Here is a 20,939-nt window from a genome sequence, read left to right on the forward strand (position 1 = left end):
TCCGCAATCCGTGCGTCGGACTGCGGACATGCCATCGACTTGGCGCCAAGCTTGCTTACGCCGCCTTCCGGGTCATCTCTATGTAGACCGCGGCCGTCCATGAGAAATCCAGGCCGCCGCAGCCTTCGCCGGTCAGTGGATCGAAATATTCGGCAAACCCCTGCCGCTCGACCGCCTGAACCGTCGCGGCGCGAAGCCTTTCGGCAAGATCGGGGCGACCGTTGCGGCGAAGACCCGCGATCAACAGCCAGTTTATGACGCCCCATACCGGACCGCGCCAGTAGCGCTTGGCTTCGAACCCGGCAAAGGCTTGCGGCGTCGAGGGGAAAGCCACGGCCAGACCATTGGCCCAGCTTTCCATCTCCACGCAGGCCGCATCCAGAATGGCGGGCTCGAGGTCGAGTGCCAACAGCGGAATGAACCCCGCCTGCGTCGGCGCCTCCACATCCTCCCGAGATATGAGATCGTACGAGACGAAGCGGCGCAAATGTGGACGCCACTGAGCCAACAATGCCTTCCTCGACAGGATATTCATCTGCTGCAGTTCGGCGGCCTCCTCAATTCGGCCAAGCGCAACGGCAAGTTGCTCCAGCTCCTCGCCGGACTTCAGGAGAATGGCCGTCGTCTGCACCTCAGCGATCTTGAACGGCGCGGCCTTCCACTGGCGCTCAGGATCCCAACCGCAGGCCGCATAGGTATCGACAAGGTGGATGAACCGCCGATAGTCCTCGTCGCGCGGGCGCATGGCCTGATCCACATGGCCGGTATCCTTGCGCGCAACGATGGTCTCGGTCGTGGTGGGCACGCGCGCCAGCGCGATATCCCAGGCTGGTGAGTTGTCGCTGCCGCTTTCCCAGGGGTGCAGCAGGGCGACAAGTCCGGTTTGCTCGGGGTCGCGGGCCGCATACCACCATCGATGCCAGCGCAGCGCCGCCTCAAAGAGCGGCGCGGACCGGTCGGCGGCATTCGCAAGGCCGCTGTCGACCGCGGCGTCGTGAACGCGTTTTAGCGCCATGCCGAAGACGGGTGGCTGGGTGATGCCGGACGTCGCGGTAGTATGCGATGTCCGCCAGACGTCCGGGCCGGGGAAATAGCTGTCACTCGGGGCGTGGAAAACGATATGGGGTATCATGCCATCAGCCCATTGCCCTTCCACGAGGCGTTCGAGCTCGCGATAGGCGCGGGGTACATCATAGGCCGCAAACCCCATGGCGACAAAGGCGGAATCCCAGTTCCACTGGAAGGGATAGAGCCGGTCGGTCGGCACTGTGTAGCCGCCGCGATCATTCGTCTTCAGGATGGCGCGGGCCTGGGCGATAAAATCCGTCATGTCATGGTCCTATGTGGAATTCTGGTCAGTTGGCGGCAGTGTTGAGTGCAATGCCGGTGTCCGGCGAGAGCCAGGTCAGGCGGCTTGGATCTGGCCTCAGTCCGATCCTGTCGCCGGCTCTGACCTTTTCCCCCGGCGGCAGGATTACCCGGACGGGTTGACCGGCGATCGTTCCGGTCAGCAACAGGTGCGAGCCCATCGGTTCGGAAACGCGCACGTCGAGCGGCAGGCCTTCGGACAGAGGCGCAAGCGCCACGTCTTCGCCACGCAGGCCAAGCACGATATCGCCGCTTGCCTGCGGCACGGCCTGCGCCTGACTGCCAAGCTTCACCGTCCCGCCTTCGACCGGCAGCCGGATGAAGTTCATCGGCGGATTTCCGATAAAGCCGCCGACGAAGCGGGTTGCCGGATGGCTGTAGATCTCGATGGGTGACCCCACCTGCTCGATACGGCCGTTGTACATGACCGCGATGCGATCGGAGAGACCCATGGCTTCCGTCTGATCATGCGTGACATAGACGGTGGTCGTTCCCGATGCCTGCAATACGGCCTTGAGCTCGGTACGCATCTCAAGGCGCAAAAGCGCGTCGAGGTTCGACAGCGGCTCATCCATCAGCAGCACCTGCGGCTCAACCGCCAATGCGCGGGCCACGGCAACACGCTGGCGCTGGCCGCCGGACAATTTGTTCGGATAGCGGTCGAGATAGGGTTCGATGTGAAGGAGAGCGGCGGCCTTCTCCACCTGCGCTTTGACCCTACTGTTGTCGGCCTTCTGCATGCGCAAGCCGAAGGCGACATTCTCGAAGACCGTCATATGCGGAAAGACAGCGTAGTTCTGAAACACCATAGCAAGGCCTCGATCCTTGGGGGCGAGGCCGTTTACGGCTTTGCCGCCGATCAGGATGTCGCCCGAGGTCTCGGTTTCCAGCCCTGCTATGATGCGCAGCAAGGTCGTCTTGCCGCATCCCGACGGACCGAGCAGCGACACGAATTCACCATCACCGATCTCCAGCGAGATTTCCTTCAGCGCATCGAAGGAGCCGAAACTCTTCTTGATGCGATCGATTTTGATATTTGCCATGGTCAGATCCCGCTCATTTGCTGGAGATGCCCCAGATCGCGAACAGATAGCGCCTGACCGCAAAGATGAAGACGACGGAGGGAAGGATGAGAAGCAGCCCTCCCGCGAAACGATAGTGCAATGGACTTTCCGCAAGCACGGTCAGGAGGTAGGCCGTCAATGTCCGGTTTCGCACGGTCAGCACGGATGCCGCAAAGACCTCGTTCCAGGAGATGACGAAGGCAAAGACGGCTGTTGCCGCAAGTCCCGGAAGCGCAATCGGCGCGACGACGCGAAAGAAGGCCTCGATGCGCGAGCAACCGAATACCCAGGCAGCCTCTTCCAACTCCCGTGGCACGCCCATGAAGATGCCCTGAGTGACGAGCGCGGCAAAGGGTAGCGCCAGTACCGTATGCACCAGACCAACGCCGACAACGGTGTCGTAAAGCCCCATGCGGATGAAGGAGACGGTGAGAGGCAAGGCGAGGATCGCCAGCGGAAAGGCGCGTGTCAGCAACACCAGCAGCCGGAAACTATCCTTGCCCCGGAACTGATAGCGCGCAAGCGCGTAGCCAGCCGGCGCGCCGATCAGGATCGACAGCACCACGGTGATCGCCGCAGCGCCGAGCGAGTTCAAGAAGGCGGTCGCCACTCCCTCCGTCTTTAGGAAGAGCAGGAAGGGATCGATCGAGATACTGGATGGCAGGATCGACTTCGGCCATTTGTAGACGCCCGTCTTGCCTCCAAGCGCGCCGAGCGCGACCAGATAGATCGGCACCAGAACCCAGGCACAGAGCACGACGATACCGCTCCAGAACAGGAGGGTACGCGCGCCGATGAAGCTCGCTGTTCGTGACGCGCTCATGGCAGACGCTCCGGATCGACCTTGACGGCTTTGAGATAGACGACAGTGGCCGCAAGCGAGATGATCATGATCAGCACCGCATAGGCTGCGGCAACGCCATAATTCTGGTTCTGGTTCTGCCAGGTGTAAGCTTCACCGACGAGAACGGGCATGTTGGTTCCTCCAAGCGCGTAGACGACGGCGAATACTTCGAAGGCGAGTACCGTGCGCAGGATCAGTGCCGACTGAAGCGCCGGCCGGATCAGCGGCAGCGTGATCCGGCAGAACCGCGTCCAGCGGCTGGCGCCGAAGATTTCGGCCGCCTCGCGGAACTCCTTGGGCACCTGGTTGAGACCGGCAACGATGATGACCATGACGATCGCGGTGCCGCGCCAGATCTCGGCAATGGCGATCCCGATGAACAGGGCGACCGGCGTCTGGTAGGTCAGCCAGTTCGCCTGCCGCGAGATGATGCCAAGCTCGAAGAGCAGGCTATTGAGATAGCCACTGTTTTGCAGGATCGAGAGCCAGACCAGGCCGGCGGCCAGATCGGAAATGCCAAGCGGGATCGTCCAGATCCACAGGATCGTTTCCCGCCCGCCCCCGACCTTGGCGACCATGCTGCCCATGACGAGCGCCATGGCGACCTGGATCGGGACCACGACGAGTGTCAGAAGGAACGTATTGCGGATGGCCGAGACGAAATTCAGATCGCCCGTCAGCGTCTGGAAATTGGCCACCGAAAAGCGTCCGTCCTGCGAAACGGCAAGCCAGATCGTCTGCACAAGCGGAACGATGAACAGCAGCGCCAGGAAGAGAACTGCCGGCGCAATCAGCAGGTAGGGAACCAAGGAACGGTTTGCAGTCATAAGGATTACTCGCGTTGTATCATGGGCTCCGGCGACAGCCGGAACCCACGGCGACGGGGCGGCTTATTCGACCGGGCAAGCGCCATCGCTGGCCTTGTCGGGCGCCCAGCACGGCGCCTTGGTGTCGGTCATGATCTTGGAAAGAGTAGCAGCCTGCTCGTTCAGCACCTGATCGATCGGCTCGTTGCGGATGACGATCCGCTGGAACGTGTCCATGTAGACCTTGTTGAACTCGCCGCCCTTGTCGCCAAGACCGACCGGAAGTAACGAAACGATGGCGTCCTTGGCGTTCTGCGTCGCATCGACACCCTTAGCCAACAGGGCGATACCCGGATCGATATTCTCAGGCAGCTTCGCGTCCACCGTCGGGAAGAAGCCGACCTTTTCGGCCGCCGTGAGCTGGACGTCCGGCTGGATGAGATGCTCGATCACGGCGCGCGCACCCGCTTCATCAGGTGCCCCCTGCGGGATGGCGAGACCGGCGACAACAGGCATATAGCCCCGTCCCTTCGGGCCGGCAGGCGCCGGGAAGACGACATATTGGTCGGGATTGCTGCTGACGGCCTCTTTCAGACGCGCCAGGTGATCCCAGGCGACCCAGACTTCCTCGGACAACAGCGGTTCCTGCATGAAATTGTAGTTGGTCGAGTTCGGATTGACGACCGACCAGAGCTCCTTGAAGCTCTCCCAGGCCTTGGCCGCATCGGCGGACTTGAACGGCCGCACGACGCCGCCGGTGAAGGACGGGTAGAAATAGCCCTGGAAGAACCGCGGCATCAGACCCTTGGGACCGGCGGGAAAGCCGATGCGCGGCTGGCCGGTCGCCTCCTGCATCTTCTTGCCCCAAGCGATGAGCTGGTCGTAGGTCAGCGCATTGATATCGGCGCCTTCCGGAAGATATTGCAGCGCCTCCTTATTTGCGGCCATCACATAGGTTGCCTGCATCCAGGGAACATACTGCTGCTTGTCCGTCCCCAATTTACCGAGATCGATCACGCTCTTCGGCATGCCAGCCGCCGCTAGCTTGGCAGCCATATCGTCGAGCGGCACGAAGCCACCCTTGGCGGCGATCGGGGACAGCTCTCCATGAAGGGCTCCGACCAGGCTGATCGTATGTTTTCCAGCCTGGCGCTCGGCTTCCATGCGGACAGCAAATTGCGGCGGCTCCTCGACCACATATTCGACGGGGGTCTTCACATCCTTCAAAAGCTGTTCGCGCACCACGGTCGCCTCTTCGATCGGCCGCAACTGCGTGGACAGGAAAATCGTGTCTGCGTAAGCAAGCGAGGTGGTCGCAAGACTTGCGGCAACGACCAGGCCGTATAGATATGAGCGCTTCATTGGTTTCCTCCTCTTTGAAACGTCGGCCGCTTTGGCCGGGCATGCATTCGGCTGTCAGGGGCGGCGGCGGTGGCTTTGTCTCGCAACGAATTCCACCGGATAGATTTCCTGAAGTGTCGCGGGGTCCTCGCCGGCGATCGCACGCAAAAGCAATGACGCCAGTCGCTCGCCGACGTTTGCTCCGGTCATGTGCATGGTCGACAGCGGCGGGTCGCTATAGGCGCCCATCGGCACATCGTCGTGCCCGATGAGGCTGACCGCCTCCCCACCCTCGATCTCGCGAAGAGCACTAAGAGCCCCGATCGCCATTTCATCCGTGCAGCACAGGATGGCCGTAGGCTTGCGAGCGCCCGACATCAGCGCCTTTGCAGCCTGATATCCGCCGCGCTCGGTCGGATCGCCGACCGCGGAAAGATCCGCGTCCAGACCGACTTCGGAAAGCCCAGCCTCCCAGCCCGTTCGCCGCAAATGTGCGAAATTATAGTCGCCCGGTCCGGCAAGATGACCGATGCGGACATGGCCCTCTTTTGCAAAGCGAAGTGTGGCCTCGCGAAACCCGGCATGACCGTCACCGTCTATGAAGGCATGCGGCGTCCCCGCCTCCGTCCGGCCATGGGTGACGAAAGGAATGCCGCGCGATTGCAGAAACTCGACGCGCTCGTCGTGCCGCTTCGTGCGGACAAGAACCATGGCATCGACGCGGTGGCCATCGACGAAGCGACGGCACATATCCAGCTCGCTCTTGCCCCTTGGCACCGGTGCAATCACCAGATTGAGGCCCGCGACGGCGAGATGCTCGGCACAATCGGACAGCATGTCGATGAAGTATGGCGGGCTGATCTGGCCCGGAGCGCTCGGCAGCGGCACGGCGACCAGTTCGGCACGCTGGCGCCGCAATCGTCGCGCGGAAGCGTTCGGTTGGTACCCCGCCAGTCGCGCCGCCTCTTGCACCCGCAAGCGCGTTGCCGGCGAAACATCCGCATAGCCATCCAGCGCCCGCGAGACGGTCGTGATCGACAGGCCAAGAGAATTGGCAAGCTGTTTGAGGTTTGACATCGCTTCTCCCAAAACGTTTTGGAAATGAACTCCAAAACGTTTTGGGAGTCAAGACTTCGGATTGGTGCGAAGGGTCTGCGGACCGTCCTCCACAGCGCAGAAACCGTCGGTGCAGGAAACAGATGAGCGAGTGGTTCCGGGACAGTAGCTGCCATGAGGCACATATCCATTTGACAGATATCCTACAAGTGAATATCTAACTTCCACATAATGATGAAGTGAGACCCCGCACGACACTCAAGACGATGAAGCCCCTGACCCGCGCGCCCCTGCTGCATGTGTCCGTGCAGGAGAGCCTCAGAGCCTACGTCGCCGATAACACGCTTCAGCCCGGCGCCATGCTGCCAGCCGAAGGGGAGCTTGCCCATCAGCTTGGGGTCAGCCGCAATTCACTGCGCGAAGGCATCAAGGCGCTGGAATCGCTCGGCGTGCTGGAATCGCGGCGTGGCGTCGGCATCTTCGTCAAAGCCTTCTCCTTCGAGCCGCTGCTCGACAACCTCGCCTATGGGCTTGGCGGCGCGCTCCGCCAGATCGAGGAGGTCCTGGAGATCCGCCGCACGCTGGAAGTCGGCCTCATCGGCAAAACCCTGGAGATCATCGGCGAGGAGGATATTGCCGAGCTCAGGGCCACCGTGAACCGCATGCGCGTACATGCCGAGAAGGGAGAGGCCTTCGCCGAGGACGACCAGCTTTTCCACCGCCTGCTCTTTCGTTGCCAGGGTAACGAGACGCTCGTCCGGCTCATCGATGTCTTCTGGATGGCCTTCTACAAGGCCTCCGACTTCGTCAACCTCGACAACCTCGATCCGGTCGGCACCTGGAAGGATCACGCGGCAATCGTCGACGCGGTGGAGGCGCGGGACCTTGAGGAGGCCAAGCTAAGGCTGGACCGCCATTACCAGGGCATTTCCCGGGTGATCGCCAATAACAAGACGAATTCAAATGTGGGAGGAACACAATGAATCGACTGTCCAGACTGTCATCGTCCATTGCACTTGCCGCGATGGCGGCAACCGTGAGCATCCCGGCTATTTCCGCTCCGGCGTGGGCGGCAACGCTCTCCGGCGGGTTCGATGTCGGACCCGGCGGTTTCCAGGGTAACTTCAATCCGCTGGCGGCCACCGGCGGCTTCACCTGGCTCAGCGTCTACTACGAGCCGCTGGTAAGCTATGACGAGAAACTGCAGAAAGTCGTCGGCGTGCTCGCCTCGTCCTACGAGGTCAGCGCCGATCAGCGCAGCTACACCTTCAAGCTCACTGACGCGAAATGGCACGACGGAAAGGCATTCACGGCAAAGGATGCGAAGTTCACCATGGAGCTCGCAAAGAACCCCAAGACCGGCTCCGTTCTCGCCGCCCGGCTGACGGCCGTCTCCTCGATCGAGACACCGGACGTCAAAACGTTGGTCGTCAAGCTCAGCACGCCATCAGCCAGCCTGATCGACACGATGACCAAGATCATGATGCTGCCAGAGCATGCGCTATCGCAGATCCCCGCCGACCAGCTCGCCAAGAATAGCTGGTGGTCCACCGCGCCGATCGGCACTGGCCCCTTCAAATTCATTCGCTACGTGGCGGACCAATATGTCGAGCTTTCGGCCAATGCCGACTATCGCGGCGGCAAGCCGGCGCTGGAAAAGCTGATCGACCGATACTTTGCCAATCCGGCGGCGGCGATCTCGGCGCTCCGAGCCGGCGAAATCCAGTTCACCTATGTCGATTCCAACGATGTGCCGACCTTCAAGGGCAATGCCGATTTTCGGGTGATCGAGGGTGAGTCCTTCGTGGTGAACTATCTCGGTTTCAACCATGATTCACCGATCTGGAAGGATCTGCGCATCCGGCAGGCAGTCATGTATGCCATCAACCGACCCGCCATCGTCCAAAGCCTTTATGGCGGTGCCGCCAAACAGGCCAATTGCGCCTATGTCGCCGACCAGCTCGTGTCGAAAGACGTCGAGCCCTATGGCTATGACCCGGAAAAGGCCAAGCAATTGCTGAAAGAGGCCGGCTGGGACAAGATCAATGGCGACAAGCCGATTACCTTGCTGACCTATTACACCACGCCGCTTGCGGCCAATGTCATGGCGGCCCTGCAGGCCATGCTTGCCCAGGTCGGCATCAACGTGACGCCGCGCGCGGTCGATACGCCAACCTTCAACAGCATCGTGCTTAATCCGAAACCGGATGTCGCGCAGTTCCAGATGATCTATGCCGGCCTGCAAAACGGCCCCGATCCGAGTAGCATCAATGCCGGCCTTAATGAAAAACAGATCCCACCGGCCGGCGCCAATGTGGTGCGCGCCCGCATGCCGGATCTGACCACAGCGCTCGACGCTGCGCTCGGCGAAACGGACCTCACCAAGCGCAACACCCGCTATCAGGATGTCTGCAAGGTGATGAATGGCGAGCTTCCCTGGGCAACGCTCTGGGTGGCGAACCGTTATGGCGTCGTCTCCTCCAAGGTAAAAGACTTCGTCTGGACGCCGGCGCCGGGTGGCGGACCTTACCAGGCCCATCCGGAAAAATGGTCGCTCGCCGAATAGGCGCGGCACTCCCGCAGCGTGAGGGTGGCGCGTTCAACTGCGCCATCCCAACAGGGGACGGTTTTCATGCTCCAGTATAGTGCTCGGCGCCTTTTGATTGGATTGGGAATGCTGCTCGCCGTGAGCCTGCTGACCTTCATCCTCCTGCGTCTCACGCCCGGCGATCCGATCGATGCCTATGTCGATCCGAACGTGCCAATGTCGCCGGCCGATCTTGTGGAATTGCGGACCCGGCTCGGCCTCGATCGCCCATTGCCGGTGCAATATCTCGCGTGGCTGAAGGAGGCGCTTGCCGGCAATCTCGGCTACTCGATCAAGAGGTTCGACCAGCCAGTGCTCGATCTTGTGCTGTCGCGCATCGGCCCGACGCTGCTCCTGATGGGATCGGCGATCGTGATCGCGGTCGTGGCCGGCGTGGCAATCGGGGTTGTCAGCGCCGTGCGCCGCAACTCACTGCTCGATGTCTCCTTCTCCGTCTTCGCGCTCGCCGGGATTTCGAGCCCCGCCTTCCTCAGTGCCCTGATCGGACTCTACATCTTCTCCGTCAGGCTCCATTGGATGCCGTCCGGCGGCATGCTGACACCGGGGGCGGATTTCTCCGTCACCGATCTGCTGCGTCACCTCATTCTGCCTGCCTCGCTTCTCGCCATCGCGCAGGCAGCTCTCATCACCCGCTACATGCGCGCCTCGCTGCTTGAAGTGCTCAATCAGGATTATGTGCGCACCGCCCGCGCCAAAGGCGTCTATGAATTCTGGGTCATCGCCAAGCACGCGCTGCGCAACGCGCTGCTTCCCGTCGTGACACTCATCGGCTCGACCATCGGCCTTGCGATCGGCGGCGCCATCTTCATCGAGAGTGTTTTCAACTGGCCGGGCATGGGGCTGCTGCTGGTGGACGCCGTCGGCGCGCGCGACTATCCGGTCATCATGGGCGCGACACTGGTGATCGGCGCCTGCGTCATCGTCGTCAACCTCCTGACGGACATCACCTATGCGGTGATCGATCCGCGCATCAAGGTGGGTTGAGCGATGCTGGCTCGATCCCCCACCCGCAGCCCCGGCCCGCTCGCCCGTGCCTTCGAGCGCTTCCTGTTCAATCGGCTTGCCCTCTTCGGCGTTTGCTTGATTATCCCGATGCTCGCGCTGATCCTCTCCTATCCGCTATGGTGGAGCTTCAAGCCGAACGACATCGACCTGCTTGCCATGAACAGCGGGCCGACCGCCAAACACTGGTTCGGCACCGACGGCGTCGGCCGCGACGTCTTTGCCCGCGTCCTTGAGGGCGGCCGCATCTCGCTGCTCGTCGCCATCGGATCGACAGCGATCTCCGCCGCCATCGGCTTCCTGGTCGGCGCCATCTCAGCGCTTGCCGGCCGCTTCGCGGATGCGATCACCATGCGTTTCGTCGATCTGGTCATGACGCTGCCGCCGGTGATCTTCCTTCTGGTGCTCGCCTCGATCGCCGGCACCGGCATCTGGCCGACGGTCCTCGTCATCTCGCTGCTCTCCTGGCCGCTGCTGGCGCGCATGATCCGCTCGCGCCTCCTCGAATTGCGCGAGCGCGACTTTGTGATCGCGGCGCGCGGCATGGGCGCCGGTCTCCCGCACCTGCTTCTGCGCCACGGTCTGCCGAACTCGATCGACATTCTCGTCGTCTTCGCGACGCTGCAGATCGCCAATTCCATCCTGCTCGAAGCCGGCCTTTCCTTCCTCGGGCTGGGTATCGCCCCGCCCGCCGCAAGCTGGGGCAACATGCTGAATGCCGCCCGCTCGACGGCCGTGTTCGAGCAATATCCCTGGCAATGGCTCTTTCCCGGCGGCGCACTCGTCCTTGCCGTCCTTGCCATCAACTTCATCGGCGATGGCCTTCGCGATGCCTTCGACCCCCGTACTGAGCGAAACTAACCACTGAGAGAAAGCCAACATGAGCAAATTCAAGGGTGTTGTCCCCCCCGTCGTTACGCCGCTCAAGGCGGATTTCACCGTCGATTACGCCTCCTATACGCGGGTGCTGGAGCATCTGATCGACGCTGGCTGCCACGGCCTCTTCGTGCTCGGCTCGACGAGCGAGGTGGTCTTCCACGACGAAAAGACCCGGCAGGAGATCATCGAGCACTCGGCCAAGGTGATCAACGGCCGTGTACCGCTGATCGTCGGCGTGATCGACCCCACGACCGACCGGGTCATTAATCACGCGAAGATCGCCAAGGCAGCAGGCGCCGATGCGGTCGTCGTCACCGCCCCCTTCTACACCGTCACCAGCCAGCCGGAGATCCTCGATCATTTTCGCTATATCCGCGATGCGGTCGACGTGCCGCTGATCGCCTATGACATCCCAGTCTGCGTGCATGTGAAGCTGCAACGACAGACGACCGTAACCCTCGCCCGCGAAGGCACGATCATCGGGGTCAAGGATTCCAGCGGCGATGATGGCAATTTCCGTTACTTGCTGCTCGATCTCGCAGATCGGAAAGACATTTTCCTGATGACCGGCTCGGAAATCGTCGTCGACAACGCGCTGTTGATGGGCGCGCATGGTGTCGTGCCCGGCATCGCCAATGTCGATCCGCATGGCTATGTCCGCCTCTGGGATGCCGCCCAACGCGGCGACTGGGCGGCCGCTCGCAAGGAGCAGGAACGCCTCTGCCGGCTGTTCGAGATCGTCTGGGTGGCGCAAGGCCGTGTCAGCGGTGGCGCGTCCGGCATCGGCGCCTTCAAGGCGGCGATGAAGAGCCTGGGGATCATCGACACCGCGCTGATGCCCAGACCACGCGCCGCCCTCAACGACGCCGAGACCGGCAAAATCAACGATATTTTGCGCGCCACCGGCCTGCTTGACTGATGGTCATGATGCACGAGAGCACTGAGACCATACTCGACATCAGGGGGCTGCGGACGGTCTTCCGCATCCGCTCTGGCGCGGTGACGGCGGTCGATGATCTCAGTCTTTCTATCGCAGCCGGCGAGACGCTGGCGTTGGTCGGCGAATCCGGTTCCGGCAAATCGGTAACCAGCCTCTCGGTGATCCGCCTGCTGGCACGCGATATCGGCGCGATCGCGGCCGGCAGCATCCGGCTGAAACGAAAATCCGGTCAGGTGAGCGATCTCGTGCCGCTCGACGAGAAGGAGATGCGCTCAATTCGCGGCGACGATATCGGCATGATCTTTCAGGAGCCGATGTCGAGCCTCAATCCGGTCTTTACCATCGGCGACCAGATTTCGGAGCCGATCCGGGTTCATCGCGGGGTAAACCGTAAGGCTGCGATGGATGCGGCCATCGACCTTCTTGACAGCGTCGGCATTCCCGATGCTAAGCGTCGCGCCGGCCAATATCCGCATGAGCTGTCGGGCGGCATGCGCCAGCGCGCGACGATCGCCATGGCGCTCGCCTGCAATCCGACGCTGCTGATCGCCGACGAACCGACGACAGCGCTCGACGTCACCATCCAGGCGCAGATCCTCGACCTCCTACGGAAGCTGCAGCGCGAGCGCGGTATGGCCATGCTGTTCGTGACCCACAATCTCGGTGTGGTCGCCGAGATCGCCCATCGGGTGGCGGTCATGTATGCCGGCCGGATTGTCGAGACCGGGCCGGTGGGCGAGGTTTTCCGCGATCCGAGACATCCTTATACCATGGGGCTTCTCGCCTCGATGCCAAGGCTCGGCGACGCCAGCCGCATGAAGCAGGCAGGCGAAAAACTCGCCGCCATTCCAGGCGTGGTACCCGGTCTTATGAACATGCCGGCCGGCTGCGCCTTCGCGCCGCGCTGCACGTTCGCGATCAACGCCTGTCGCGCCGCCGTGCCGCCGCTTGCCGAGGTCAATTCAAGTCATCAAAGCCGCTGCATTCGCTGGCAGGAGATCTAGATGAACGAGCCCCTGCTTTCCGTTCGCAATCTCGCGAAGCATTATACGACCCGCGGCACCAAGACCTCCGTTCTGCAGGATATCTCCTTCGACATCGGCAAGGGCGAGGTGGTCGGCCTCGTCGGTGAATCCGGCAGCGGCAAGACGACGATCGGCCGCTCGGTCCTGCGCCTCGTCGAACCCTCGGCAGGCAGCGTCCGTTTCGATGGCATGGACCTCACCACCCTCTCAGCATCGGCGATGCGGCGGGTCCGTCCGCGCATGCAATACATTTTCCAGGATCCGTTCGCGAGCCTCTCGCCCCGCATGACGATCGGCGAGATCCTCACCGAGGGCCTGACGATACAGGGCATCGGCACCGCGAAGGACCGGTTGGACCGCGCCCGCACCGCACTCGAGCAAGTGGACCTGCCGGCCGACGCCATCCATCGCTACGCCCATGAATTTTCCGGCGGCCAGCGCCAGCGCATCGGCATTGCAAGGGCGCTGACGCTCACACCGGATTTCCTGGTGGCCGATGAGCCGGTGTCGGCCCTCGACGTATCGATCCAGGCACAGGTCATCAACCTGTTGCGCGACCTGCAGCAGCGCCTCGGCCTTACCATGCTCTTTATCTCGCATGACCTCGCCGTGGTCGAATATATCTGCGACCGGATCATCGTGCTCTATCTCGGACGCATCATGGAGATCGCGCCGAGTAGCGAGCTCTATATGTCGCCACAGCATCCCTATACGCGGGCTCTGCTTTCGGCGATCCCCTCGCCCGATCCGGACGCGCGGCGTGACCGACAGATCCTGAAGGGCGACATTCCGAGCCCCGCCAATCCGCCCAGCGGCTGTGTCTTTCGCACCCGCTGTCCCAACGCGCTGCCGGCCTGCGCCGAAGCCGTTCCGGAGCTGCGGGAAATCTCGCCCGGTCATTTCAAGGCCTGCATCCGCGATAACCTCTCGAATTGAGGCGTTGCCTGCTCCCATTTCTGCCATCTATGATGACGGAAGCAGCATCGGGGGGGCGGCATTGAGTGGAAACGAGATAACGATCAGGCACATTAGCGTCGACGAATTCGACATTTTTCGACGGATTCGCCTGGAGGCCCTTCATGCCGAGCCGTCTTCCTTTGCGAGTAGCGCGGAGGACTGGGAAGTCTTGTCCGACGAGGAATGGCGGCAGCGGCTGAGCGATCCCGTTTTCGTGGCGTTTCGAGATGATCAGCCCGTCGGCGTGATGGGCTTGCTGCGGCAACGATCAAGCAAGATGGCACATCGCGCCACGCTGATCATGGTCTATGTGCGCAAAGATCTGCGAGGCGTGGGTCTTGCGAAGGATCTCTTGGACACAGTGATCACCTACGCGCTGAGCGAGGGCATCGTGCAGCTCGAACTGATCGTCAGCTCGGAAAATCCGAGGACGGTAAACTTCTATCGCCGGGAAGGCTTCTCCGAAATCGGCAGAATTCCCGGTGGAGTCCGACATAGCGGCCGGGAAATCGACGACATCATGATGGCGCGGCGGCTCATGGACCTTCGGCGAGTGCGCACCTGCGACAGCGAAAGCGGTCGCGACGGAGATTGATCGCGACGCGATGGATCCAGGTACCGAAGCGTGCATCGCGCCGCCGGGTTTATGAGGCGCCGCCGACATCAAGACGCCGCTTGTTCGATCTCGCAAAAGGACGCGAGGATGCGGACCCAGGAGCGAATGCCCTTATGAAAGCTCGAAAGATCGTATTTCTCGTTTGGGCTGTGGATGCGATTGTCGAAGCGGGCAAAGCCGACCAGAAGGGCGTCACAGCCGAGGCGGCGCTTGAACTCACCGATGATCGGGATGGAGCCGCCGGTTCCGGCAAGGGCTGCCTCGCGCTGCCATTCGACGGTCAGCGATTCCAACGTCTTGCGCAGGAACGGGCTATCGAGCGGCATGGTGGTGGCCGGCGCCAGACCATACTCCTTGAAGCTGACCGAGCAGTCCGACGGAACACGCGCCCGCACATGCGCCTGGAATGCGTCTCGGATGGCATCGGGATCCTGTCCCTCGACCAGACGGAAGGAGATCTTGGCGCTCGCCTTTGCCGGAATGACCGTCTTGAAGCCATCGCCGGTATAGCCGCCGCTCATGCCGTTGATCTCGCAACTCGGCCTTGCCCATACCTGTTCGAGGATGGAGCGGCCTTTCTCTCCCGCAGGCACAGAAAGGCCGATATCGCGCAGGAAGCCGTCCTCATCGAAGGGCAGGCTTTTCCACTGTGCCTTCACGGCCTCGGGTAATTCTCGGACACCATCATAAAAGCCGGCGATCGCCACGCCGCCGTCCAGCGTGCGCAGGCTGGCAACGATCTCCGAGAGTACCTGTAGCGCATTGCGGGCGGCATTGCCGAACATGCCGGAATGGAGGTCGCGATCGGCACAGGTGATTTCGATTTCCTGGCTGACGAGGCCACGTAGCATGGTGGTGACGGCCGGCGTATCGTGATCCCACATGTCGGTATCGCAGACCAGCACCGTATCGGCGGCAAGCTCGGACGCGGTTCTATCAAGGAAGGGAGCGAGGCTGGGGCTGCCGGCCTCCTCCTCGCCTTCGAAGAGGATGCTGACCTGGATCGGCAGCGCTCCGGTCACGGATTTCCACGCGCGGCAAGCCTCGACGAAGGTCATCAACTGTCCCTTGTCGTCGGAGGCGCCGCGCGCGACGATCGCGGTGTCTCCATTGTCCATCGGCTGCAGCACCGGTTCGAAAGGGTCGGTCTTCCAGAGCGGCAGTGGATCGACCGGCTGGACGTCGTAATGGCCATAGAAGAGAACATGCGGCCCGCCGGCCTGTTTCTCATGGCCGACAACCATCGGATGGCCGGTGGTGTCGCGCACCGATGCATCAAAGCCAATGCTGGCCAGATCGCTCGAAAGCCATTCGGCTGCCCGGCGGCAATCATCGCGGTAGGCAGGATCGGTGGAGACGCTGGGGATGCGGATGAGATCGAAAAGCCGTTGCAGGCTCTGGTCTATCGTCTGATCGACGTGAGAAAGCACGGCTTCGATCTGATCGTTCGTGGGCTTGGGCATTTGGCATTCCTGGCTGCGGGAAAGCGGCATTTTCAGAGGCTGAAAGGACGTCGCCGCCGGCTACGATTTCGGGGCATCGTAACATCAACCCGCCTGCCATCAAGGTGCAGGATCACATCAGATTTGTCTTGGACGGGCTTTTTCCGCGACATTTTTTCGCTCTTCGACGCCGAGACAAAATTCAGGCTGTACAACTAACATGTTAGTCTGTATGTACTGACAACACATCTGGGAGGAATGGAACTTGTCGCAGAAATTTGGCCTATCGGTCGCGCTCACGACGCCCTTCGACAGCAACGGCGATATCGCCATTGACCCGATGATCAAGCAGGCCGAATTGAGCCTTGCCTCGGGATGTTCCAGCGTCACCCTGTTCGGCACCACTGGCGAGGGCTCTTCGATCGGAACGCAGGAGCGTGAGCATGTGCTCAACGCCTTCTTAAGCGCAGGGATAGCTGCAAACCACATCATCGTCGGCATCATGGCGGATTCTGTCGAGGATGCTGCCGCCCAAGCCGGATCGGCGCTGTCCAAGGGGGTGCGCAACATCCTGCTGGCACCACCTTTTTACTTCAAGAACGTCAGCGACGAGGGCCTGTATCGCTGGTTCTCGGCAGTCTTTGCGCGGCTCGCCGAAAAGGCGCGCGACATCATCGTCTACAACATCCCCTCCGTCACCATGGTGCCGCTCTCCGTGGCGCTGATCGGCAGGCTGCGCGCCGCGTTCCCTGGCATCGTCACCGGCGTCAAGGATTCCTCCGGCGATTGGCCCTTTACCGAGGCGCTGTTGAAGGCGCATGGCGATCTCATCATCCTGATCGGCGATGAGCGCCATTTGGCCAAGGGCGTTCGGCTCGGCGGTCAGGGCGCGATTTCGGGGATGGCGAATTTCGTGCCCCATGAAGTTCGGCTCATGGCCGAAGAAGGAAAAGATGATCCGCGCGTCGAGGGTTTTGTCCTCGAATTGCTGAAGTTTCCAGTGACGGCGGCGGTCAAGGTCATGGTGGCGCAACGCTCCGCAGATGAAATCTGGCTTGCAGTTCGCCCGCCGCTGGTTTCAATATCCGGCGAAGGACGGAATCACCTTGCGGGCGCGTTCAATGCGCTGTTCAGATCCAAAGCCGCTTAGGCGAACCGGACAGGGAGGGGACGAATGGACGGTGTCAACGAGCAGCCGACGTTGCGGGAAAAAGCCTATGCAAGCTTTACCCAGCATCTGCTTGCCCGTGATGTACGGCCCGGTGAATTCGTCTCGCAGCGCAGGCTCGTGGAACTGACCGGCCTGCCGCTCGGCGCCATCCGCGAATTGATCCCGCGGCTGGAGGCCGAAGGCCTGATCAAGACCGTGCCGCAACGTGGCCTCCAGATCGCCCATATCGATCTTAATCTGATCCGCGAGGCGTTCCAGCTCCGCATCTTTTTCGAAAAAGAAGCCGTCGCGCTCTTCACCCGTTCGGCTTCGGACGAAACCATTGCCGGGCTCTTGAAACAGCACCGCGATATCGCAGATGCCATCCAGGCCGGCGATACATCGCAGGAGCTCGAAGTCCATGCGCAATCGGTGGATTGGGGCATGCACGATGCCTTCATCGATGCCCTCGGCAACACCATTATTTCGAACGCCTACCGCGTCAATTCGATCAAGATGCGGCTGATCAGCCAGGATCGCTTCCGGATCAACGGACATGTCGGGCCGGTCATGAACGAGCACCTGCAGGTGCTTGAAGCGATCCAAAGACGATCCGCGGAAGATGCCGTCGCATCTCTTGTTTCGCACATCAACGGAGCCAGAGACCGCGCATTGAAGATTTGAACGAAACAGGCCGTGAATGAGGAGATTTTCGGCCAAAGGAGGAGGAACAACAGCATGTCATCGTCATTCATCAATCCCACACGCCGCCATTTCATGGCGGGTACGGCAGCTTTAGGGGCAGCAAGCCTGCTCGGTGTCCGCTCCGCATCGGCGGCCGTGGACTGGAAGCGTTTTTCCGGAACGACGCTGGAAGTCAACCTGGTCAAAAGCCCGCGCAGCGAAATCATCATCAAATACCTCAGCGAATTCGAGGCGCTGACGGGTATCAAGGTCAATGCCGAGGCAACGCCGGAACAACAGCAGCGCCAGAAGACGACGATTGAGCTCAGCTCCGGAAAGCCGAGCTTCGACGTTGTGCATCTGAGCTATCACGTCCAGAAGCGCCAGTTCGAAAAGGGCGGCTGGCTTGCCGACATCAGCGGCTTCTTGAAAGATCCGTCCCTTACCGACCCATCGCTGACGGAAGGTGATTTCGCCGAGGCCGGTATGAAGTTCGCCAAGGATTCCAATGGTGTCCTGCGCTCCCTGCCCTTCTCGGTCGATTACTGGATCGTCTATTGGAACAAGACCCTCTTCGAAAAGAAGGGGCTCACCTATCCCGAGACCTTCGAGGACATGGCTAAGGCCGCCGAAGCGCTGACGGACAAGTCGACCAATACCTATGGCTTCGTCGCGCGCGGCCTCAAGAATGCCAACACCCCGGTCTGGACAGCCTTCATGCTCGGCTATGGCATTACGCCGCTGTCTGCGGACGGCAAATTGCGGACCACCTCGCCGGAGGCGGTGGAAGCTGCCAAGCTCTATCAGCGCTTGATGACGAAGGCAGCACCTCCCGGCGTCTCGGGCTTCAACTGGGCCGAATCCCAATCGGCGTTCCTGCAGGGCAAGATCGGCATGTGGTTCGACGGCGTCGGCTTTGCGCCGCCGATCGAAAACCCGGAGAAGTCCCGCGTCGTCGGTCAGGTCGGCTATAGCGTCATCCCCAAGGGGCCTGCCGGACAAGCGGCCGCCACCTTCGGCGACGGTATCGGCGTGACGGCGGCAAGCCAAAAGAAGGAAGCCGCCTATCTCTTCTGCCAGTGGGTGATTTCGCACGAGATGGGCGCACGGCTGCTCCAGGCCGGCGCCGGCGTGCCGTTCCGCCAGTCCGTCCTTGAAGACAAGAAAGTCCGCGAAGGCGTCAAGATGCCTGGTGCCTGGCTGGATGCCGTCGTCGGCTCCGGCAAGGTGTCGGCGCTCGGCCTGCCCGTCATCATTCCGGTCACCGAGTTCCGCGACATCTACGGCGTGGCACTTACCAACATGATCGGTGGTGCTGATCCGGCAAGCGAGCTGAAGAACGCAACCGCACAGTTCGAGCCGGTGCTGGCGCGAAGCGAGGGGTGATGGCGTCCGTGAGCATCGAGAATAGCACGGCGGCCGCCGCCAAGAAGAGGAGCAAGCCCAGAGGGCTTGTTCCCAACTATTGGCCTTTCGTCATTCCCGCCCTGGTGGTCATCGCGGCTGTCATCGTTTTTCCATGGGTCTTCACCCTATGGATGAGCGTGAACAGCTGGACGCTCGGGCAATCCCAGAGCTTTGCTGGCTTTGCGAACTATGCTCGTCTGGCAACGGACATGCGGTTCTGGGAGGCGCTATGGCATACGGTGCTCTATACGGGTCTCTCCGTTATCGCGCCGGTTTTCTTAGGGACCCTCGCCGCCCTGATCTTCGATGCGCAATTCCCCCTACGCGGCTTTCTGCGCGGTATTTTCGTCATGCCGATGATGGCAACGCCAGTCGCCATCGCGCTCGTCTGGACGATGATGCTTCACCCCCAGCTCGGCGTGCTTAACTATCTCCTGTCCTTCGTCGGCATCGGCCCGCAGGAGTGGATCTACAATCAGGTGAGCGTCATCCCGTCTCTGGTCCTGGTCGAGACATGGCAATGGACACCACTTGTCATGCTGATCGTGCTCGGTGGCCTCGCCGCCGTCCCGCGCGAGCCCTATGAAAGTGCGGAGATCGACGGCGCCAATGTCTGGCAGAAGTTCCGCTATCTCACTCTGCCGATGATCGCGCCCTTCCTGATGATTGCCGTCATCATTCGCAGCATCGATGCGGTCAAGAGCTTCGACATTATCTATGCGATGACGCAGGGCGGCCCGGGAACGGCCTCCGAGACGATCAACATCTATCTCTATAACACCGCCTTTTCCTACTACGACATCGGCTACGGTTCGGCCATGGCGGTCGTCTTCTTTATCCTCATCGTCGCGCTCTCCTTCGTCCTGCTGATGGCGAGACAGCGCGCGAACTGGTCGGACACGGAGACACGGTGATGAAACGCAAGACGCTCGACAAGATCGGTCTTTTCTTCGTGGCGCTGGTGATGATTTCGCCGGTGGTCCTGTTCTTCCTGTGGATGATCTCGCTCTCCTTGAAATACGAAATCGATAACGGCGCCTATCCGCCGATCTTCATTCCCGAACGCTTCGCCTGGTCGAACTACGTCAAGGTTTTTGAGGAGAACAACTTCTTCCTCTATTTCTGGAACTCGATCCTGGTGACCGGAGCCGCGACCTTGCTTGCGCTTTTGATCGGCGTTCCCGCCGGCTACGGCATTGCGCGGCTGAAGGCGGAAAAATCGGCCGTCGTCATCATGATTGCCCGCATGACGCCCGGCCTCTCCTTCCTGATCCCGCTGTTCCTGCTATTCCAATGGCTGAACCTTCTGGGGACGCTCTGGCCGCAGATCATCATCCATCTCGTCGTGACGGTCCCGATCGTCGTCTGGATCATGATCGGCTATTTCGAGACGACGCCGATGGAACTGGAAGAGGCCGCCAGCATCGACGGTGCCACACCCTGGCAGGTCTTCCGGCTGGTGGCGCTGCCGATCGCCAAGCCGGGGATCGTCGTTGCCTTCATCCTCTCAGTCATCTTCTCGTGGAACAATTTCGTCTTCGGCATCGTGCTTGCCAGCCGCGAGACGCGCACCTTGCCGGTTGCCGTCTACAACATGCTGTCCTTCGAGCAGGTGAGCTGGGGGCCGCTGGCGGCGGCTGCGCTGATCGTCACACTGCCGGTGCTGGTTCTCACAATATTTGCCCAGAAGCAGATCGTTGCTGGCCTCACCGCTGGCGCCGTCAAGGGCGGCTGAACTCCCTTTCGAACA

The 20,939-nt window shown here is 61.4% G+C and carries 20 protein-coding genes; 13 read left to right on the plus strand and 7 right to left on the minus strand.

Annotation, left to right across the window (positions count from 1 at the left end; translation table 11 throughout):
- Window positions 1-55: 55 nt before the first annotated feature.
- The 6 genes from EX00_RS14395 to EX00_RS14420 all read right to left on the minus strand — a co-directional run bounded on the left by EX00_RS14395 (window position 56) and on the right by EX00_RS14420 (window position 6,500).
- A complete protein-coding gene (locus tag EX00_RS14395; RefSeq protein ID WP_047458867.1) occupies window positions 56-1,330 on the minus strand; it encodes an MGH1-like glycoside hydrolase domain-containing protein in 1,275 nt (424 codons plus the stop codon).
- Window positions 1,331-1,355: 25 nt separating this feature from the next.
- The gene (locus EX00_RS14400) at window positions 1,356-2,411 is read right to left on the minus strand and encodes an ABC transporter ATP-binding protein (protein ID WP_047458870.1); all 1,056 of its coding nucleotides are present in this window, start codon (window positions 2,409-2,411) and stop codon (window positions 1,356-1,358) included.
- Between the two features lie 13 nt (window positions 2,412-2,424).
- On the minus strand, window positions 2,425-3,255 hold the full coding sequence (locus tag EX00_RS14405) for a carbohydrate ABC transporter permease (protein ID WP_047458873.1): 831 nt from the start codon (window positions 3,253-3,255) through the stop codon (window positions 2,425-2,427).
- On the minus strand, window positions 3,252-4,103 hold the full coding sequence (locus tag EX00_RS14410) for a carbohydrate ABC transporter permease (RefSeq protein ID WP_047458875.1): 852 nt from the start codon (window positions 4,101-4,103) through the stop codon (window positions 3,252-3,254). The genes EX00_RS14405 and EX00_RS14410 overlap by 4 nt, the downstream gene beginning before the upstream one ends.
- Window positions 4,104-4,166: 63 nt before the next feature.
- The gene (locus EX00_RS14415; protein ID WP_047458877.1) at window positions 4,167-5,444 is read right to left on the minus strand and encodes an ABC transporter substrate-binding protein; all 1,278 of its coding nucleotides are present in this window, start codon (window positions 5,442-5,444) and stop codon (window positions 4,167-4,169) included.
- Between the two features lie 54 nt (window positions 5,445-5,498).
- Window positions 5,499-6,500 carry a LacI family DNA-binding transcriptional regulator gene (locus EX00_RS14420; protein ID WP_047458879.1) on the minus strand — a complete coding sequence of 334 codons (1,002 nt, stop codon included), beginning with the start codon at window positions 6,498-6,500 and terminating at the stop codon, window positions 5,499-5,501.
- 245 nt (window positions 6,501-6,745) lie between these two features.
- Between EX00_RS14420 and EX00_RS14425 the strand changes: the two genes are divergently transcribed.
- The 8 genes from EX00_RS14425 (at window position 6,746) to EX00_RS14460 (ending at window position 14,485) form a co-directional block, all read left to right on the plus strand.
- Window positions 6,746-7,462, plus strand: a complete 717-nt coding sequence (locus EX00_RS14425; protein ID WP_047458882.1) for a FadR/GntR family transcriptional regulator — start codon at window positions 6,746-6,748, stop codon at window positions 7,460-7,462.
- Window positions 7,459-9,045, plus strand: coding sequence for an ABC transporter substrate-binding protein (locus EX00_RS14430; RefSeq protein WP_047458884.1), 1,587 nt, complete (start codon window positions 7,459-7,461; stop codon window positions 9,043-9,045). The genes EX00_RS14425 and EX00_RS14430 overlap by 4 nt, the downstream gene beginning before the upstream one ends.
- A gap of 66 nt (window positions 9,046-9,111) precedes the next feature.
- On the plus strand, window positions 9,112-10,071 hold the full coding sequence (locus tag EX00_RS14435; RefSeq protein WP_047458887.1) for an ABC transporter permease: 960 nt from the start codon (window positions 9,112-9,114) through the stop codon (window positions 10,069-10,071).
- Window positions 10,072-10,074: 3 nt separating this feature from the next.
- Window positions 10,075-10,950 carry an ABC transporter permease gene (locus tag EX00_RS14440; protein WP_047458889.1) on the plus strand — a complete coding sequence of 292 codons (876 nt, stop codon included), beginning with the start codon at window positions 10,075-10,077 and terminating at the stop codon, window positions 10,948-10,950.
- A 19-nt stretch (window positions 10,951-10,969) separates the two neighbouring features.
- Window positions 10,970-11,887 carry a dihydrodipicolinate synthase family protein gene (locus EX00_RS14445; RefSeq protein WP_047458893.1) on the plus strand — a complete coding sequence of 306 codons (918 nt, stop codon included), beginning with the start codon at window positions 10,970-10,972 and terminating at the stop codon, window positions 11,885-11,887.
- Entirely contained in the window at window positions 11,887-12,912 is a 1,026-nt protein-coding gene (locus EX00_RS14450) for an ABC transporter ATP-binding protein (RefSeq protein ID WP_404944019.1), read from the plus strand. Before EX00_RS14445 ends, EX00_RS14450 begins: the two co-directional genes overlap by 1 nt.
- Window positions 12,913-13,869 carry an ABC transporter ATP-binding protein gene (locus EX00_RS14455; RefSeq protein ID WP_047458896.1) on the plus strand — a complete coding sequence of 319 codons (957 nt, stop codon included), beginning with the start codon at window positions 12,913-12,915 and terminating at the stop codon, window positions 13,867-13,869. It begins immediately after the preceding gene.
- A gap of 61 nt (window positions 13,870-13,930) precedes the next feature.
- Complete coding sequence (locus tag EX00_RS14460; RefSeq protein WP_052210740.1) at window positions 13,931-14,485, plus strand: GNAT family N-acetyltransferase; 555 nt, start codon at window positions 13,931-13,933, stop codon at window positions 14,483-14,485.
- A gap of 68 nt (window positions 14,486-14,553) precedes the next feature.
- Here EX00_RS14460 and EX00_RS14465 read toward each other — a convergent pair whose 3' ends face one another.
- Entirely contained in the window at window positions 14,554-15,969 is a 1,416-nt protein-coding gene (locus EX00_RS14465) for a dipeptidase (protein WP_047458899.1), read from the minus strand.
- Window positions 15,970-16,213: 244 nt separating this feature from the next.
- Here EX00_RS14465 and EX00_RS14470 point away from each other — a divergent pair, with 244 nt between their 5' ends.
- Genes EX00_RS14470 through EX00_RS14490 form a run of 5 tightly spaced genes read left to right on the plus strand, consistent with a single transcriptional unit; the run spans window position 16,214 to window position 20,924 of the window.
- Complete coding sequence (locus tag EX00_RS14470; protein ID WP_047458902.1) at window positions 16,214-17,098, plus strand: dihydrodipicolinate synthase family protein; 885 nt, start codon at window positions 16,214-16,216, stop codon at window positions 17,096-17,098.
- Window positions 17,099-17,122: 24 nt separating this feature from the next.
- The gene (locus tag EX00_RS14475) at window positions 17,123-17,782 is read left to right on the plus strand and encodes a GntR family transcriptional regulator (protein ID WP_047458905.1); all 660 of its coding nucleotides are present in this window, start codon (window positions 17,123-17,125) and stop codon (window positions 17,780-17,782) included.
- 54 nt (window positions 17,783-17,836) lie between these two features.
- Window positions 17,837-19,168, plus strand: a complete 1,332-nt coding sequence (locus EX00_RS14480; RefSeq protein ID WP_047458908.1) for an ABC transporter substrate-binding protein — start codon at window positions 17,837-17,839, stop codon at window positions 19,166-19,168.
- The gene (locus tag EX00_RS14485; protein ID WP_047458911.1) at window positions 19,168-20,103 is read left to right on the plus strand and encodes a carbohydrate ABC transporter permease; all 936 of its coding nucleotides are present in this window, start codon (window positions 19,168-19,170) and stop codon (window positions 20,101-20,103) included. The genes EX00_RS14480 and EX00_RS14485 overlap by 1 nt, the downstream gene beginning before the upstream one ends.
- Window positions 20,103-20,924, plus strand: a complete 822-nt coding sequence (locus tag EX00_RS14490) for a carbohydrate ABC transporter permease (RefSeq protein ID WP_047458914.1) — start codon at window positions 20,103-20,105, stop codon at window positions 20,922-20,924. Before EX00_RS14485 ends, EX00_RS14490 begins: the two co-directional genes overlap by 1 nt.
- The last annotated feature ends 15 nt before the right edge of the window (window positions 20,925-20,939 follow it).

This window comes from Martinezella rhizogenes, from assembly GCF_000799715.1.
Classification (GTDB): Bacteria; Pseudomonadota; Alphaproteobacteria; order Rhizobiales; family Rhizobiaceae; genus Rhizobium; species Rhizobium rhizogenes_C.

Coding starts and splice junctions, on each gene's coding strand:
- EX00_RS14405 (WP_047458873.1), bottom strand. CDS start 3,255: ATGAGCGCGTCACGAACAGCGAGCTTCATCGGCGCGCGTACCCTCCTG.
- EX00_RS14435 (WP_047458887.1), top strand. CDS start 9,112: ATGCTCCAGTATAGTGCTCGGCGCCTTTTGATTGGATTGGGAATGCTG.
- EX00_RS14410 (WP_047458875.1), bottom strand. CDS start 4,103: ATGACTGCAAACCGTTCCTTGGTTCCCTACCTGCTGATTGCGCCGGCA.
- EX00_RS14400 (WP_047458870.1), bottom strand. CDS start 2,411: ATGGCAAATATCAAAATCGATCGCATCAAGAAGAGTTTCGGCTCCTTC.
- EX00_RS14465 (WP_047458899.1), bottom strand. CDS start 15,969: ATGCCCAAGCCCACGAACGATCAGATCGAAGCCGTGCTTTCTCACGTC.
- EX00_RS14430 (WP_047458884.1), top strand. CDS start 7,459: ATGAATCGACTGTCCAGACTGTCATCGTCCATTGCACTTGCCGCGATG.
- EX00_RS14425 (WP_047458882.1), top strand. CDS start 6,746: ATGAAGCCCCTGACCCGCGCGCCCCTGCTGCATGTGTCCGTGCAGGAG.
- EX00_RS14485 (WP_047458911.1), top strand. CDS start 19,168: ATGGCGTCCGTGAGCATCGAGAATAGCACGGCGGCCGCCGCCAAGAAG.
- EX00_RS14395 (WP_047458867.1), bottom strand. CDS start 1,330: ATGACGGATTTTATCGCCCAGGCCCGCGCCATCCTGAAGACGAATGAT.
- EX00_RS14440 (WP_047458889.1), top strand. CDS start 10,075: ATGCTGGCTCGATCCCCCACCCGCAGCCCCGGCCCGCTCGCCCGTGCC.
- EX00_RS14480 (WP_047458908.1), top strand. CDS start 17,837: ATGTCATCGTCATTCATCAATCCCACACGCCGCCATTTCATGGCGGGT.
- EX00_RS14415 (WP_047458877.1), bottom strand. CDS start 5,444: ATGAAGCGCTCATATCTATACGGCCTGGTCGTTGCCGCAAGTCTTGCG.
- EX00_RS14475 (WP_047458905.1), top strand. CDS start 17,123: ATGGACGGTGTCAACGAGCAGCCGACGTTGCGGGAAAAAGCCTATGCA.
- EX00_RS14420 (WP_047458879.1), bottom strand. CDS start 6,500: ATGTCAAACCTCAAACAGCTTGCCAATTCTCTTGGCCTGTCGATCACG.
- EX00_RS14455 (WP_047458896.1), top strand. CDS start 12,913: ATGAACGAGCCCCTGCTTTCCGTTCGCAATCTCGCGAAGCATTATACG.
- EX00_RS14450 (WP_404944019.1), top strand. CDS start 11,887: ATGGTCATGATGCACGAGAGCACTGAGACCATACTCGACATCAGGGGG.
- EX00_RS14490 (WP_047458914.1), top strand. CDS start 20,103: ATGAAACGCAAGACGCTCGACAAGATCGGTCTTTTCTTCGTGGCGCTG.
- EX00_RS14445 (WP_047458893.1), top strand. CDS start 10,970: ATGAGCAAATTCAAGGGTGTTGTCCCCCCCGTCGTTACGCCGCTCAAG.